The organism is Actinoplanes oblitus (genome assembly GCF_030252345.1).
Classification (GTDB): Bacteria; Actinomycetota; Actinomycetes; order Mycobacteriales; family Micromonosporaceae; genus Actinoplanes; species Actinoplanes oblitus.
This window is the reverse complement of record NZ_CP126980.1, coordinates 8,993,633-9,007,455: the sequence shown is the minus strand read 5'-3', so window position 1 is coordinate 9,007,455 and position 13,823 is coordinate 8,993,633. Positions and strand designations below refer to the sequence as shown.

The 13,823-nt window shown below is 70.8% G+C and carries 19 protein-coding genes; 11 read left to right on the top strand and 8 right to left on the bottom strand.

Annotated features, from left to right (window positions below; all coding sequences use genetic code 11):
• Positions 1-145 precede the first annotated feature (145 nt).
• Both Actob_RS40115 and Actob_RS40110 read left to right on the top strand, forming a co-directional pair.
• Positions 146-427: a type II toxin-antitoxin system RelE/ParE family toxin gene (locus Actob_RS40115; RefSeq protein WP_284917191.1), complete on the top strand. Its 282-nt coding sequence runs from the start codon at positions 146-148 to the stop codon at positions 425-427.
• Between the two features lie 13 nt (positions 428-440).
• Positions 441-734 (top strand): HigA family addiction module antitoxin, encoded by a 294-nt coding sequence (locus tag Actob_RS40110; protein ID WP_284917190.1) that lies wholly within the window; start codon positions 441-443, stop codon positions 732-734.
• A gap of 168 nt (positions 735-902) precedes the next feature.
• On the opposite strand, the gene Actob_RS40105 is transcribed toward Actob_RS40110, so the two are convergent.
• Entirely contained in the window at positions 903-1,484 is a 582-nt protein-coding gene (locus tag Actob_RS40105) for a Uma2 family endonuclease (RefSeq protein ID WP_284917189.1), read from the bottom strand.
• Between the two features lie 194 nt (positions 1,485-1,678).
• On the opposite strand from Actob_RS40105, the gene Actob_RS40100 reads away from it, so the two are divergent.
• Positions 1,679-2,275 (top strand): phosphoesterase PA-phosphatase, encoded by a 597-nt coding sequence (locus Actob_RS40100; protein ID WP_284917188.1) that lies wholly within the window; start codon positions 1,679-1,681, stop codon positions 2,273-2,275.
• Positions 2,276-2,282: 7 nt separating this feature from the next.
• Here the strand turns inward: Actob_RS40100 and Actob_RS40095 are convergent, their stop codons facing one another.
• A complete protein-coding gene (locus Actob_RS40095; RefSeq protein ID WP_284917187.1) occupies positions 2,283-2,747 on the bottom strand; it encodes a MarR family winged helix-turn-helix transcriptional regulator in 465 nt (154 codons plus the stop codon).
• Positions 2,748-2,956: 209 nt separating this feature from the next.
• Here Actob_RS40095 and Actob_RS40090 point away from each other — a divergent pair, with 209 nt between their 5' ends.
• Genes Actob_RS40090 through Actob_RS40080 form a run of 3 tightly spaced genes read left to right on the top strand, consistent with a single transcriptional unit; the run spans position 2,957 to position 5,389 of the window.
• Entirely contained in the window at positions 2,957-3,781 is an 825-nt protein-coding gene (locus Actob_RS40090) for a G5 domain-containing protein (protein ID WP_284917186.1), read from the top strand.
• A 31-nt stretch (positions 3,782-3,812) separates the two neighbouring features.
• On the top strand, positions 3,813-4,646 hold the full coding sequence (locus Actob_RS40085; RefSeq protein ID WP_284917185.1) for a DNA polymerase subunit beta: 834 nt from the start codon (positions 3,813-3,815) through the stop codon (positions 4,644-4,646).
• A complete protein-coding gene (locus Actob_RS40080; RefSeq protein WP_284917184.1) occupies positions 4,643-5,389 on the top strand; it encodes a Type 1 glutamine amidotransferase-like domain-containing protein in 747 nt (248 codons plus the stop codon). Before Actob_RS40085 ends, Actob_RS40080 begins: the two co-directional genes overlap by 4 nt.
• A gap of 152 nt (positions 5,390-5,541) precedes the next feature.
• Here the strand turns inward: Actob_RS40080 and Actob_RS40075 are convergent, their stop codons facing one another.
• Positions 5,542-5,748: a hypothetical protein gene (locus Actob_RS40075; RefSeq protein ID WP_284917183.1), complete on the bottom strand. Its 207-nt coding sequence runs from the start codon at positions 5,746-5,748 to the stop codon at positions 5,542-5,544.
• Positions 5,749-6,026: 278 nt separating this feature from the next.
• On the opposite strand from Actob_RS40075, the gene Actob_RS40070 reads away from it, so the two are divergent.
• The gene (locus tag Actob_RS40070; protein WP_284917182.1) at positions 6,027-6,896 is read left to right on the top strand and encodes a hypothetical protein; all 870 of its coding nucleotides are present in this window, start codon (positions 6,027-6,029) and stop codon (positions 6,894-6,896) included.
• A gap of 16 nt (positions 6,897-6,912) precedes the next feature.
• Here Actob_RS40070 and Actob_RS40065 read toward each other — a convergent pair whose 3' ends face one another.
• Positions 6,913-7,275: a PH domain-containing protein gene (locus tag Actob_RS40065; protein WP_284917181.1), complete on the bottom strand. Its 363-nt coding sequence runs from the start codon at positions 7,273-7,275 to the stop codon at positions 6,913-6,915.
• Between the two features lie 24 nt (positions 7,276-7,299).
• Positions 7,300-7,614, bottom strand: coding sequence for a 4a-hydroxytetrahydrobiopterin dehydratase (locus Actob_RS40060; protein ID WP_284917180.1), 315 nt, complete (start codon positions 7,612-7,614; stop codon positions 7,300-7,302).
• A gap of 183 nt (positions 7,615-7,797) precedes the next feature.
• Here Actob_RS40060 and Actob_RS40055 point away from each other — a divergent pair, with 183 nt between their 5' ends.
• Positions 7,798-8,220, top strand: coding sequence for a (deoxy)nucleoside triphosphate pyrophosphohydrolase (locus Actob_RS40055; RefSeq protein WP_284917179.1), 423 nt, complete (start codon positions 7,798-7,800; stop codon positions 8,218-8,220).
• A 15-nt stretch (positions 8,221-8,235) separates the two neighbouring features.
• Here the strand turns inward: Actob_RS40055 and Actob_RS40050 are convergent, their stop codons facing one another.
• Entirely contained in the window at positions 8,236-9,789 is a 1,554-nt protein-coding gene (locus tag Actob_RS40050; RefSeq protein ID WP_284917178.1) for a long-chain-fatty-acid--CoA ligase, read from the bottom strand.
• 102 nt (positions 9,790-9,891) lie between these two features.
• On the opposite strand from Actob_RS40050, the gene Actob_RS40045 reads away from it, so the two are divergent.
• The 3 genes from Actob_RS40045 to Actob_RS40035 are packed head-to-tail and all read left to right on the top strand — an operon-like array spanning position 9,892 to position 13,012.
• Entirely contained in the window at positions 9,892-10,521 is a 630-nt protein-coding gene (locus Actob_RS40045) for a TetR/AcrR family transcriptional regulator (protein ID WP_284917177.1), read from the top strand.
• Entirely contained in the window at positions 10,518-11,927 is a 1,410-nt protein-coding gene (locus Actob_RS40040) for an aldehyde dehydrogenase family protein (RefSeq protein ID WP_284917176.1), read from the top strand. The genes Actob_RS40045 and Actob_RS40040 overlap by 4 nt, the downstream gene beginning before the upstream one ends.
• The gene (locus Actob_RS40035) at positions 11,924-13,012 is read left to right on the top strand and encodes an alcohol dehydrogenase catalytic domain-containing protein (protein WP_284917175.1); all 1,089 of its coding nucleotides are present in this window, start codon (positions 11,924-11,926) and stop codon (positions 13,010-13,012) included. The genes Actob_RS40040 and Actob_RS40035 overlap by 4 nt, the downstream gene beginning before the upstream one ends.
• Before the next feature lie 73 nt (positions 13,013-13,085).
• On the opposite strand, the gene Actob_RS40030 is transcribed toward Actob_RS40035, so the two are convergent.
• Together Actob_RS40030 and Actob_RS40025 are read right to left on the bottom strand one after the other, a co-directional pair.
• On the bottom strand, positions 13,086-13,424 hold the full coding sequence (locus Actob_RS40030) for a helix-turn-helix domain-containing protein (protein WP_284922489.1): 339 nt from the start codon (positions 13,422-13,424) through the stop codon (positions 13,086-13,088).
• A gap of 2 nt (positions 13,425-13,426) precedes the next feature.
• Positions 13,427-13,792, bottom strand: coding sequence for a type II toxin-antitoxin system RelE/ParE family toxin (locus tag Actob_RS40025; RefSeq protein ID WP_284917174.1), 366 nt, complete (start codon positions 13,790-13,792; stop codon positions 13,427-13,429).
• Positions 13,793-13,823 lie beyond the last annotated feature (31 nt).

Below are 13,823 nucleotides of genomic sequence, written 5' to 3'. Positions count from 1 at the left end.
CAACGTCTGCGGTCGCAACCGCTCCTCGACGCGGTACGCGGAGCGTTCAGGCGCTCTGGTCCGCGGTTGGCGGGTGGCGTTGCTCCCGCCGCCCGGCCATGAAATAACGGATTGCGTTATTAACGCTGCGCGTTATGCTTAGCCGGTGATCCGATCCTTCGGAAACCGGGAGACCGAGAGGCTTTGGCAACGCGAGCACGTCAGGTCGCTCGACACCCGGGTCCTCCGGACGGCGTTGCGCAAGCTCGCGCTGCTCGACGCTGCGATGGCCCTGGCCGATCTACGAGTTCCGCCAGGCAATCGGTTGGAAGCGCTCAGCGGCGACCGCAAAGGTCAGCACAGCATTCGGATCAATGACCAGTGGCGGATCTGCTTCGTCTGGACCGAGACCGGTCCAGAAGACGTGGAGATCGTGGACTACCACTAGGGAGGTGAACGCCGTGACCAAGCTAGCTCCCATCCACCCCGGCGAGGTGCTGATGGAGGACTTCATCACCCCGCTCGGAATCACCCAGCACAAGGTTGCCGTCGCCATTGGTGTGCCGCCACGGCGGATCAACGAGATCGTCCACGGAAAGCGGCGCATCTCGGCCGATACCGCTCTTCGTCTCTCGCGCTACTTCGGCACGACGGATCTGTTCTGGATCAATCTGCAGAACCGTTACGACCTCGAAGTCGAGAAGGACGCCCTCGGCGACTCCCTCGACAGCATCCGGCCGCTTCAATCGGCGTGAGGCGGCCATGCCCGGGGAGCCCGATGTCCCCGGCGTGGGGGCGGTTCTGCTTCGCCAGGGCCGCGTCGACCTGGCTCAGGTCACGCGCCGGGACGAAGGTCTCCTCCGAGGTGCAGTCGTGGGACTCACGGCAGCCCGCTCGCCACGCGGACGCGGAGTCCTCCCGGCTCAGCTCCGGCGGCCGGGAACCAGCGCGGTCAGGTCGATCCGGACCGGGAACGGCACCGGGCTGCGCAATTCCCGGCGGTGGATTCCGGTCGCCACGTAGGCGCGCGTCGGCCGGTCGAGTTCGTAGGCGTGGACGACCGGCTCCCCGTCCTCTTCCTCGACGATCCAGTAATGCGCGATGCCGGCTTCCGCGTATTTCCGCAGTTTGACCGTGCGGTCACGCTCCGCTGACTCCGGCGAGACCACCTCGGCGACCAAAAGTACCTGGTCGGGTGTGTAGAGCGTGCGGTCCGGTTGGAAAGGTGCCGTTGTCGCGAGGAGATCGGGCTCGGGGCGGTTCCGCTCGTCGAGCCGGATCGTCATTTCCCGCTCGATCTCGACACCTGCTGGCGCCTGCTCGGTAAGGGCGTTCACCAGGGCGGTGAGGATGCGGCCGTGCCAGGCACGCTGGGGGGACATCATGAAGACGAGAGCTCCGTCGATAAGCTCGGTATGACTCGGCGCCTCGGGAAGATGATCGAGATCATCGGCGAACCAGCCCTCCGCGCGGGGCGGGCGCATCCACTCGGGCACCGCGGTCATGCCGTCACCGTAACACTCCACAAGGGCGGTTCGGCTGTGCGGACAATGCATGCCGGAACTGTCGCCACGAGCAATTGCTGTCTCGACACCCGTGGATAAATTCATCGCTATTTCCCGCTATTCGGCGATGGGCATGTGTATAAGGGTGCGGGGCGCTGGCGGGGAAACCGGGATACCGCCTGCCAGAATGAGGCGTGATCAACGCAGGGCGGGTGGGTGACCGGATCGCTCACGTCGTTTCGGAGGTGCTGGCGCCGGCGGTGCTGGTGGCGGCACTGCTCGTGGCGGTCGGCTGGCATGCCGGCGAGGCGCCCGGGGTGTCGCGCTGGTGGGGACTGCCCGGAGCGGTCTTCGCGGCGGTGATCCCGCTGGGGTACGTGCTGCACGGCGTACGGACCGGGCGGCTCACCGACCACCACATCCCGGATCGGGCCGCGCGGCGGGTGCCGCTGCTGTTCGGGGTGGGGTCGCTGAGCGCCGGGCTGGTGCTGATGGTGCTGCTCGGGGCACCCCGGGAGGTGCTGGCGCTGCTCGTCGCGGGTGGGCTCGGGCTGGTGGTGTTCGCGCTGGTGACGCACTGGTGGAAGATGTCGATCCACGCCGGGGTGGCGGCCGGGGCGCTGGCCACCATGACGGCGATCTACGGGCCGCCGGCGCTGCTCGGGGCGCCGCTGGTGGTGCTCGGCGGCTGGGCCCGGGTGCGGTTGACGGCGCACACGCCGGCGCAGGTGGTGGTCGGCGCGCTGGCCGGCGCGATCGTCGCGGGCACGGTGTTCCCGGCGCTGCGCTGAGCCGCGGCTACGGCTCGGTGGCCATCGCGGAGAACGCGCTGGCCAGCTGGTCCAGGTCGAGATCACCCAGGTGGTCGAAGATGTGCCGCCGCACGCTGGCCAGATGCGTCGGCCAGGCCTCCCGCAGCCGGGCCAGGCCGCGCTCGGTGAGCACCGCGTTGGCCCCGCGCGCGTCCTCCTCGCACCTGATCCGCTCGACGTAGCCGAGCGACTCCAGCTTGGCCGCCAGCCGGGTCATCCCGCTCAGCGACATGTCGCAGGCGGCGGCCAGCTCGCTCATCCGCATCCGCTGGTCCGGGGTCTCCGAGAGGTGACGCAGCACGTGGTACTCGCTGGCCGACATGCGTTGCTCGCGCATCAGGTCGGCGTCCAGCGCTCGGGGTATGACGAGCAGGAAGCGGCCCAGTGCCCGCATCACCGCCTCCTCGGCTGGGCTCAGCGGGTCGAGCGGTCCGGAGGCTGGTGGTGACATGCCTGTGATCGTACGGCGGGCGCGCACGCGGGCGAGCGGGGCAGAAATGGTGATATTTCGCCCCGAAGAGGAACGCGCCGGCCCGGGTGACGGGCACCCCCGGTCAGCTTTTCGGGTGACCGTCGCGTGCTTGCTTAGCAAGCCGGACAAGCCACAATGCTTTGGTGCAAAACCAGACAACTAGTGACTCTCTGCAGCATCTGCTCGAAATGCCACGAAAGTCTTGGTGGGCCCGGCTGCCGTTCGGTGTCCGCATGGCCGCCGGCACCAGCGCGCTGCTGGTCGTCGTCGCCGGTGGGGTGGCCGGCGCGGCCGTGCTGACCGGCGGCGACGAGCCGTCCGCCGCGGCCGCCGAGCAGGCCATCGCCGACGATCCGGGCGCCGCCCGGCTGGAGGAGGACCCGGAGATCGTCAGCCGGGAGGCGGCCGCCGCCGAGCCGGTGCCGCGGCGGCACGTGCACGCCCCGGTCCAGCCGGCGCCACCGGCCGCCGGCCGCCGGGACCGGTCCGCCGCGGCGACCGGGGCCGAGCTGAGCCGCGCCCGCGCCGAGGACCCGGCCGACCGGACCGGGGCGCGGTCGCCGCGCCCGTCGAAGAAGCGGGCCAGGAGCCGGCCGCGGGCCGAGCCGGTGATCACCACCCGGACCGACGTGGAGACCCGGCCCGTCCCGTTCCCGACCCGGGTGGTCCGCGACGAGACCCTGCCGCGCGGCGTCCGCAAGGTGCAGGCACCCGGCGCTCCGGGCGAGGAACTGGTCCGCTACCTGGTCACCCTGGTCGACGGCAAGCCGTCCGGCCGGCGGTTGCTGGACACCACGGTGACCCGGCAGCCGCAGCAGCGGGTGGTGGTCTTCGGCGCGGCGCGGGACGCGTCGTGCGCCCTGAACCTCTGCGTCCCGCTGGGCCGGACCGCCTGCCCGGGCGCGAGCACGCAACCCGAGCCGGCGCCGTCGACCGAGGCGGACGAGGGCTTGTCGCTGCTCGGCCCGGAGTCGCTGGCCGACGTCCGGCTGGAACCGGCCACTCTGTGCTGAATCGGGCCACCGGCCGACATAGGGTGACGGCATGGCTCTCACCGACGCCGTACTGACCGAGATGGCCGAGCGCCTGGTCACCGTCCCGGGAGTGGTCGGCGTGGTGCTCGGCGGCAGCCGGGCCCGGCAGGCCCACGCGCCGGAGTCCGACACCGACCTGGGCCTGTACTACCGGGCGCCGTTCGACACCGGCCGGCTCGGTGAGCTGGCGGTCGCGGTGGCCGGGGAGAAGGCCCGGGTCACCGCGGTCGGCGAGTGGGGACCGTGGGTGGACGGCGGCGGCTGGTTGCGGATCGGTGACCACCCGGTCGACTGGATCTACCGGGACCTGGACCGGGTGCTCCGCTGCTGGGACGAGGCCGAGCACGGCCGGTACGCGTTCCACGCGCAGGCCGGGCATCCGCTCGGGGTGCCCGACTTCGCGTACCCGGGCGAGCTGGCCGTCAGCCGCGTGCTGGCCGACCCGACCGGTGAGCTGGCCGCCCTGCGCCGGCGCTTCCAGGTCTTCCCCCGGCAGTTGTCCGAGGCGCTGGTGGCCGGTCTCTGGGAGGCCGACTTCCTGGTCGGCCTGGCCCGCAAGGGCGTCTCCCGGTTCGACACCGGCTACGTCGCCGGTTGCCTGTTCCGGCTGGCCGGGGTGTGCGCGCACGCGCTGCACGGCGCGGCCGGCCGGTGGCTGATCAACGAGAAGGGCGCGGTGGCCGCGGCCGGGCGGCTGCCGGGCGCGCCGGCGAAGTTCCAGGAGCGGGTGGACGCCGCGTTCTCCGCGATCAACAACGATCCGCTGCACCTCACGCTGGCCATCGACATCGCCGCCGATCTCGTGCTGGAGACCACCGAGGCGTGCGCGATGATGTTGCGATGACCGCGGACATTCCCACCATTCTCGCCACCAGCGCCGGTTTCGAGCGGGGCCGGCGGGGCAACTTCGACATCCGGCCCGGCCGGATCCACCACTTCGCGGCCGAGCTGGCGAACGCGACCGAGGCGCCGAAGATCTGCGTGCTGGCCCAGGCGACCGGCGACCCGGACAGCCGGATCGGCGCGTTCTACTCGGCCTTCGCCGGCACCCGGTTCACCATGTCGCACCTGCAGCTCTTCCCGATGCCGAACATCGAGGACATCCGCGGGCACCTGCTGGCGCAGGACGTCGTCTGGGTGGACGGCGGCAGTGTGGCGAACCTCTGCGCGCTCTGGCGGGTGCACGGGCTGGACGAGATCCTGCACGAGGCGTGGCAGGCCGGCGTGGTGATGAGTGGCTCGTCGGCCGGCTCCATCTGCTGGCACCGGGGTGGCACCACGGACAGCTTCGGGCTGCGGCTGCGCGGCTTCACCGACGGGCTGGGCTGGCTGCCGTACAGCAACGGGGTGCACTACGACGGGGAGGGCGAGCGCCGGCCGAAGATGCACGAGCTGATCGGCGACGGCACGCTGCCGGATGGCTACGCCACCGACGACGGCGCGGGGCTGGTGTTCCGCGGCACGTCACTGGAGGAGGTCGTCGCGGACCGCGAGGGAGCTTTGGGGTACGAGCTCAAGCGCGCCGCCGACGGCACGGTGACCGAGACGCCGCTGCCGACCCGGATTCTCCCGGAATACCCGAACTGACCGGCGTATCGGAATAAACTACCCGCGAATCACAACCGCACCGCTATCGATTCCGTTGGGCCCTGCGGAGTCAACGGCAGAGGGAGAGCGATGAAGACGATGGCGAAGCGTGGCGGCGAGGGCGGCAGCTTCCGGTAGGACCGGCGCGGGGGTCAGTGCAACGCGACGGTGGCCAGTCCGACCAGGACGGCGGAGAGCAGCAGCGCCATCGCGAACGCGGCGTTCGCGCCGAGCAGCACCGCCAGCCGGTGTGGCTGGCCCCCTTCCCCGCCGCCGCCCGCGGGCGCCGGTTCGAGATCGCTGCCGAGCATGTCGCGGCTCGGCTTCCGGGTCAGCGGCTTCTGCAGGTGAGCCAGCACCGGTGATCGCCTCCGAGGGGGCAGCGGCATTGATGGACGGCGGTGTTTCGGGCCTCCGGGTAGCATGCGGCGCGGCTCCGGCGGGCGGCAACGGTTACCCGCCGGTAACCGTTCGCCGGGCGGCCGGGGTGGCATGCTCCCTCGTCCGTTCGGCTGTCGAACATCGGTCGAACAGCCGCACCGGATCGGGGTGCGTCACTCTTTAACGGGATTTATCCGATCGGAACGGCTCGGGATCATGAGGAATGATGCCAGCGACGCCGTCCCAGTATCAGACCGTGTTCAGGGGCACCCTGAACGTTCTGATGATGCTCATCGGCCTGGCTTCCGGCGTCGCCCAGCTCGCCGAGATCCCGGCCCGGGCCGCCCAGGGGACACTGACCGCGGTATTCCTCGCCTGCCTGCTCTACTTCGTGATCCGGTTCTGGCAGATCGCCTTCGTCCTGAAGATCCGCCAGCTGCGCGCCGAGCTGCTCGAGGCCACCCGGGCGCTGGCCCTGCAGCGGGCCGGGCACCAGCACTACCTGGACGCCATCCAGCGGATCAGCGACCGGGAGAAGCCGCTCTTCAGCGAGACCCTCGAGGTGATCGTCGCGGTCGGCGACGACGACGAGACCGACCGGATCGTGGAGCGGCGGACCACCACCCCGGAACCGCTGGTCACCCACCGGACCATGCGGCCGATCGTGCCGACCGACACCGATGGGCTGAACCGGCTCGACGGGATCGAGTTCAAGGCGGTGCGGCCGGTCGGCGGGACCATCACGCCGCTGCCGCTGGAGCAGACCCGGCTGCTGCGGGTGTGGCTGATCTTCGACCCGGCGATGACGGTGCCGACCGAGTGGGAGGTGGCGTACCGGCCCCGCGGGCTGTGGCGGCCGCTGCGCGAGCGCGGCTGGGACCAGCTGGTCTGGGACGACCGGCTGCCGACAGCGAGCGGTACGCCGTCGGCGTTCACCCGGTTCGTCGTCACGTTCACGTTCCCGGACAGCGACCAGCCGCCGAGCGTGAAGGAGCGGGCCGGGTACGGCGTGCTCAGTGAGCCGGTCCGGGACCAGCGGGGCCGCTGGGAGGTGGTCTGGAAGGACGAACGGCCCGCCGGCCGGCGGTACGTCTGGGATCTGACGCAGCCCGTCGGCGAGCCGTGACGCCGGTGACCCGGCGTCAGGAGGCGTAGCCGAGGATGACCTGGTGCACGTGGTGCGCCTTGTCCGAGCCGCGGAACTCGATCTCGTAGACGTGGGTGCCCACAGTGATCGCGATCTCGCCGCTGGAGAAGAACTGGCCGGCCCAGCTCTTGTTGCTGACCACGCTCACCGAGCTCACCTTGGCGTACGGGATGCTGGTGATGGCGAACTTCTTCCCGACGAACGACTTGTCCTGGATGATGATCCGCCGGTTGGTCAGGCCGATGAAGCCGGTGCCGGCGCCGATCGCGTCGTACACGGCGATGATGGTTTCCCCGTCGAGCAGGCCGCTCTGGATCTGCTCCAGCTGACCCTTGTTGTCGTAAGCGACGTCAGTCATGCGGCGCAGCGTAGTCCGGCGGGACTACGAACGGCCGACCACGGTGCGGTAGAAGTCCTCGATCCGGGCGGCGAGCGTGACGTCACGGTCGGTGAGTGCGTCACCGTCCCGGTCACCCAGGCAGATCTGGGTGTGCCCCTCGATGCGCCTGATGCTCGGCCGGATTGACAGGGTGTCCGCGGCCACCTGGATCCGTTCGGTCAGCGCGGCGTGCTGGCTGTCGTCGCACGCGAGATCGCGGCGTAGCTGGACGCCGTCGCGAGTCCAGCCGCCCAGCAGCGCGAGGGCGTCGCTCAGATAGTCGGAGCCGTGGTTGTCCCGGCGTTTCCTAGCCCGCATGGCCGCACCCCCCCAAAGCGTTGTTGCCGGCTTGTGGCCGAACTGTCGCCGTGTCGTCATGGTCGGTAGACCTAGTCTCGTCCGTTGGGACAGTGATGTCCACGCCCACATATCCGTGTTTGGGGGACGATCGGGGCGGCTCGGGCAACCTGATCGGCGGAGTTTTGTGCGATCTTGGTTCTCATGCCGTCGGAACAATACGTCAAGGCGCCGCCATCACCCAGGGTGATTGTCGCAGCGGTGATCATCGAGGGCGGGCGGGTGCTCGCCTGCCAGCGCAGCGCGCCGCCCGAGGCGGCCGGAAAATGGGAGTTCCCCGGCGGCAAGGTCGAGCGCGGGGAGACCGAGCAGCAGGCCCTGGCCCGGGAGTGTGCCGAGGAGCTCGGCATCACCGTGGTCGTCGGCGGCCGGGTCGGGCCGGACGTCCCGCTGGCCCACGGCCGGGCCGTGCTGCGGGTCTACGCCGTCGAGGTGCTCGACGGCGGGCAGCCGGCGGCGCTGGAGCACAAGGATCTGCGCTGGCTGGCCGCCGACCAGCTGGACAGCGTCCCGTGGCTGCCCGCCGACGTCCCGATCGTCTCGGAACTTCCCGCCCTTCTGGGCTAGCCGAGTACTTCGCTCCTACTTGCTCGAGTACTGCTTGCGCAGCTCCCGCTTGAGGACCTTCATGCTGGGTCCGAGCGGGAGCGCCTCGGCGAACCGGACCTGCCGCGGGTACTTGTGCTTGCCCAGCCGCTCCCGGGACCAGTCGATCAGCTCCTGCTCGGTCAGGCGGTTCTCGTCGGGTTTCGCGTCGTCCAGCACCACCACCGCGCAGATCTCCTCGCCGTGCGTCTCGTCCGCCACGCCGATCACCGCGACCTGCTGGATCGCCGGGTGGCGGGCGATCACCTCCTCGACCTCGCGCGGGTAGACGTTGAAGCCGCCCCGGATGATCAGGTCCTTGGTCCGGTCGACGATGCTGATGAACCCCTCGTCGTCCTTGACGCCCAGGTCGCCGGTGCGGAACCAGCCGTCGACGATGGCCTCGGCGGTCGCCTCCGGCCGGTTGAGGTAACCCGCGAAGACGTTGTGCCCGCGGACCACGATCTCGCCGAGCTCGCCGGCCGACAGGAACTCGATGCGCTCCGGCACCTCGGGGCGGGCGATCTCCACCTCGACGCCCCAGATCGGGTGTCCCACGGTGCCCGGCTTGGCGCCGTACGCCGGCTGGTTGGTCGTCGCCGTCGGCGACGTCTCGGACAGCCCGTAACCCTCCCAGATGTGCGAGCCGAACGCCTCGGCGAACCGTTCCAGCACGGCGACCGGCAGGGACGCGCCACCGGAGACGCAGAGTTTGAGCTTGGGCAGCTGCTCCGCCCGCCCGGCCGCCTCGAGCAGGCCGATGTACATGGTCGGCACGCCGTGGAAGATCGACACGTTCTCCCGCAGCATCAGCTCGATCGCCGCCTCGCCGGAGAACCGGGGCAGCAGCACCAGCGTGCCGCCGAGCCGGAAGGTGGCGTTCATCCCGACCGTCTGGCCGAACGTGTGGAACAGCGGCAGGCAGCCGAGCACCACGTCGTCGCCGGTGATCGGGTGCACGTCGAACACGTTCACCGCGGCGTTCATCACCAGGTTGAGGTGGGTGAGCAGGGCGCCTTTCGGCTTGCCGGTGGTGCCGCTGGTGTACAGGATCACCGCGACGTCCTCGGCCTCCCGGGTCACGTAGGTGTGCAGCGCCGGCACCGACGCGGCCACGTCCTCCAGCCGCCGGGGCGGGTTCGGCAGCTCGGCCGGCAGCGGGCCGACGTTCACCAGCGGGGTGCCGGACAGCCCCGCCGCCGCCGCGCCCACCTGCAGGAACGCCGAGTGCGTGACGAGCAGGTCGGCCTGGCTGTCGGTCAGCACGTAGCCGACCTCCTCGGCGGTCAGCAGCAGCGAGACCGGTACCACCCGGGCGCCCACGGCCAGCGCCGCGTAGTACACCCGCGGGAAGTCGGCGACGTTCGGAATCATCACGGCGACCGTGTGGCCGGCGCCGATACCCAGCTCGCGCAGCCCGGCGGCGTACTCCCGGGTCTGCTGCCACAGCTCGCGGTAGGTGATCCGGGCGCCCGCGTCGATCACCGCGACCTTGTCCGGATAACGGCGCGCGCTCTCGGCCAGCACGGTGGCCAGGGACAGAGTCGTCATGCGGATCCCCTCCGAGTGATGTACGTCGCAGCTAGCGCATAAACTAGCGGCGTAAGTTTTTGCGCGTCCAGTGCTGATTCCGGATTTCCAGGGAGTTGCCATATGGCTCGGCCCCGGCAGGCGTTGCTGACCCGGGAGCGCATCGTCGAGGCCGCGTCCGCTCTGATCGACGCCGAGGGCCTGGACGCGCTCTCCATGCGGCGGCTCGCCACCGAGCTGGGCGTGCAGGGCCCGTCGCTGTACAACCACTTCGCCACCAAGGCGGAGATCGTCGACGCGGTCGCCGAGGCGGTGGTGGCGCGGGTGGACATCGGGGTGTTCGCCGACTGCGACTGGCGCGAGGGGCTGCGGCTCTGGGCGAAGTCGTACCACGCGGTGCTGGCCGCCCATCCGCACATCATCCCGGTGCTGGCCACCGGGCCCGGCCGGCGGCCGCACGGGCTGGCCATGGCCGAGGCGGTCTACGGCGCGCTGATCGACGCCGGCTGGTCCCGGTCGCGGGCCACCCACATCGGCGCGCTGATGCGCTACCTGATCACCGGGTCGGCGCTCGGCTCGTTCGCGCTCGGCTTCGCTGACGACCCGGGGCTCTACGACACCTATCCGCACCTGCACCGCGCCCACGAGCTGCCGGCCCACCGCGCCGCGGTCGACGAGGGCGCCTTCGAACTCGGGCTGGACCTGCTCCTGGCCGGTCTGTCCGATCACTACGACCAGGGGGTACGCCGATGACGTCGGAATTCCGCGAACAGCTCTACATCGGAGGCGCGTGGGTGCCGCCGGACTCCGGCGACCGGATCGAGGTGGAGAACCCGTACACCGAGCAGGTGATCGGGCACGTGCCGGCCGGCACCGCCGAGGACGTGAACCTCGCCGTCTCGGCCGCCCGCCGGGCCTTCGACGGCTGGGCCGGGCTGCCGATGGCCGAGCGCGGCGCGGCCCTCGGCCGGCTGCACGAGGCGCTCGCCTCCCGGGCCGGGGACATCGCCCGCACCGTCGGGCTGGAGCTCGGCACCCCGCTCAAGGTCGCTCAGGCGGTCCAGGCCGGGCTGCCGCTCGCCGTGCTCAAGGGGTACGCCGAGCTGGCCGCCCAGCCGGTGACCGAGGAGACGGTGGGTAACTCGCTGATCGTCCGGGAGGCGGCCGGCGTGGTCGGCGCGATCACCCCGTGGAACTATCCGCTGCACCAGGTGGTGGCGAAGGTGGGCGCGGCCCTGGCGGCCGGCTGCACGGTGGTGCTCAAGCCGAGCGAGCTGACCCCGCTGGTGGCGTACCTGCTGTTCGACGCGGCGCACGAGGCGGGGCTGCCGGCCGGCGTGCTGAACCTGGTCACCGGGACCGGCCCGGTGGTCGGCGCGGCCATCGCCGGGCACCCGGACGTCGACATGATCTCGTTCACCGGCTCCACCGCCACCGGCCGGGCCATCGCGAAGGCGGCCGCCGACCGGATCGCCAAGGTCTCCCTGGAACTGGGCGGCAAGTCGGCGAACCTGATCCTGGCGGACGCCGACCTGGTCAAGGCCGTCAAGGTCGGGGTCGGCAACGCGTTCCTCAACTCCGGCCAGACCTGCACGGCGTGGACCCGGATGCTGGTGCACCGCAGCCACTACGACGAGGCGGTCGAGCTGGCCGCCAAGACCGCGGCCGGCTACACCGTCGGCGACCCGTTCGACCCGGGCACCCGGCTCGGCCCGCTGGTCTCGGCCGGGCAGCGGGACCGGGTCCGCGGCTTCATCGAGCGGGCGCGGGCCCGGCTGGTGGCCGGTGGGCTGGACGCCCCGGTGCCGGCGACCGGGCACTTCGTGGCGCCGACCGTCTTCGCCGACGTCGACCCGGACAGCGAGCTAGCCCAGGAGGAGATCTTCGGGCCGGTGCTGTCGATCATCCCGTTCGACACCGACGACGAGGCCGTGGCGATCGCCAACAACTCGAAGTACGGCCTGGCCGGTGCGGTCTGGGGCGGCGACGAGCGGGCTCTCGCGGTGGCCCGGCGGCTGCGTACCGGGGCGGTCGACGTGAACGGCGGCGCGTTCAACCCGTTCGCCCCGTTCGGCGGGTACAAGCAGTCCGGCGTCGGCCGCGAGCTGGGCCGGTTCGGTCTGGAGGAGTTCCAGCAGGTGAAGGCGATCCAGCGATGAGCCACTACATTCCCGGACTGGTGGTCCGGACGGCAGGTGTCCCGGCCGCCGTCGAGGAGCTGCGGCTGCCCGAGGTCGGTCCCGGCCAGGTGCGGGTCCGGATCCGGGCGGCCGGCGTCTGCCACTCCGACCTGTCGATGATCAACGGAACGCTGCGCCCGCCGCACCCACTGGTCCTCGGGCACGAGGCGGCCGGCGAGGTGGTCGAGGTCGGCGAGCACGTCACCCGCGCCGCGGTCGGCGACCACGTGGTGCTGAACTGGCAGCCGCCGTGCCGGAGCTGCTGGTTCTGCGAGCACGCTCAGCCGTGGCTCTGCGCCACCTCCTCCGGGGTGGCGGCGCTGGAGAACGGGATGACCCTGGACGGGGCGCCGGTGCACGTGTGCCTCGGGCTGGGCGCGTTCGCCGAGCAGGTGGTGGCGCCGGAGAACGCTGTCATCGGCGTACCGGAAGAGCTCGATTTCGAACTCGCCGCGCTGCTCGGGTGCTCGGTGCTGACCGGCTCGGGCGCGGTCCGCAACACCGCGCGGGTGCAGCCGGGCGAGTCGGTGCTGGTCATCGGCCTCGGCGGGGTGGGGCTGTCGGTGGTCGCGGCGGCCCGGGCGGCCGGCGCCGGGCAGGTGATCGCTGTCGACGTCACCGAGGCGAAGAAGGGGCTGGCCGAGGCGGCCGGCGCCACCGACTTCGTGGTCTCCTCGGACGCGCTCTCCAAGGACGTCCGGGTGCGCACCGAGGGGCGCGGCGCCGACCACGCCATCGAGTGCGTGGGCCGGGCGTCGACGATCCGGGCGGCGTGGCGGGCCACCCGGCGCGGCGGCCAGGTCACCGTGGTCGGGATGGGCGCGGCCGACGACATGGTGCAGCTCGGCGCGCTGGACATCTTCTCCTCGGCGCGGACCCTGCGCGCCTCGGTCTACGGCCAGGCCGACCCGGACGTCGAGGTGCCGGCCCTGGCCCGCGAGGTCCTCGACGGGAAGCTGTCGCTGGACCACCTGATCACCGATCGGATCGGGCTGGCCGACGTGCCGGCCGCCTTCGACCGCATGGCCCGGGGCGAGGGCGCCCGCTCCGTCGTCCGCCTCTGATCACCACGATCAACCCCGTTTCCGGTACGCGGTGAGCCGGCCGCCGCCGTACCGGAAACGGGGTTGATCGTGCTCAGGCGGCGGCCTGCGGGTCGGTGCCGCGCAGGATGTACTGGTCGTCGCCGAAAACGGCGGAGATCTGGAGGTAGCCCCCGAGCGCGTGGACGTAGCGGGCGATGGCGTCGACGGTGGCGACCTCGCCACGCTCGATCTGGGAGACTCGGCCCTTGGTCACGCCCATCCGTTCGGCGACCTCGGCCTGGGTCAGCCCGATCGACTTCCGTCGCTCAGCCAGTCGGTATCCGTTGACATACGCCTGACTCTGCCGGCGCGCCTCAGCGATGGCCTCCTCGCCGCCGGCCTTCTCGACGAATTCGGCTCGGATGTCGCTCCACTTGTGGTATCCGGGCACGGTCACGCCTCCTCGTTCTGGCGGTCCTTCAGGTACCGCGCGTACAACTCCTCGGCCGCCGGGATCGCCGTGCGATACCACCCGGACCAGTTACCAGACTTGTCTCCGCCGATGAGCAGGATCGTTGATCGCCAGGGGTCGAAGACGAAAAGGGCACGAATCTCGCTCCGTCCCGATGAACCGGGCCGTAGCTCCTTCATGTTGTGCACCCGTGAACCCTCGATGTGGTCGACGAGTGGTCGTCCCAATCCCGGGCCCACCTCAGCGAGCTGATCAATGGCTTGCACGAGATGTCTCAGCGATGCCCGATCAAGAGTGTCTGCCCAGGCATAGAACTCGTCGGTTGCGAAGATCTCCCATTCTTTCACGAGCCTGGAGTTTAGAAAATTCTACACCTGA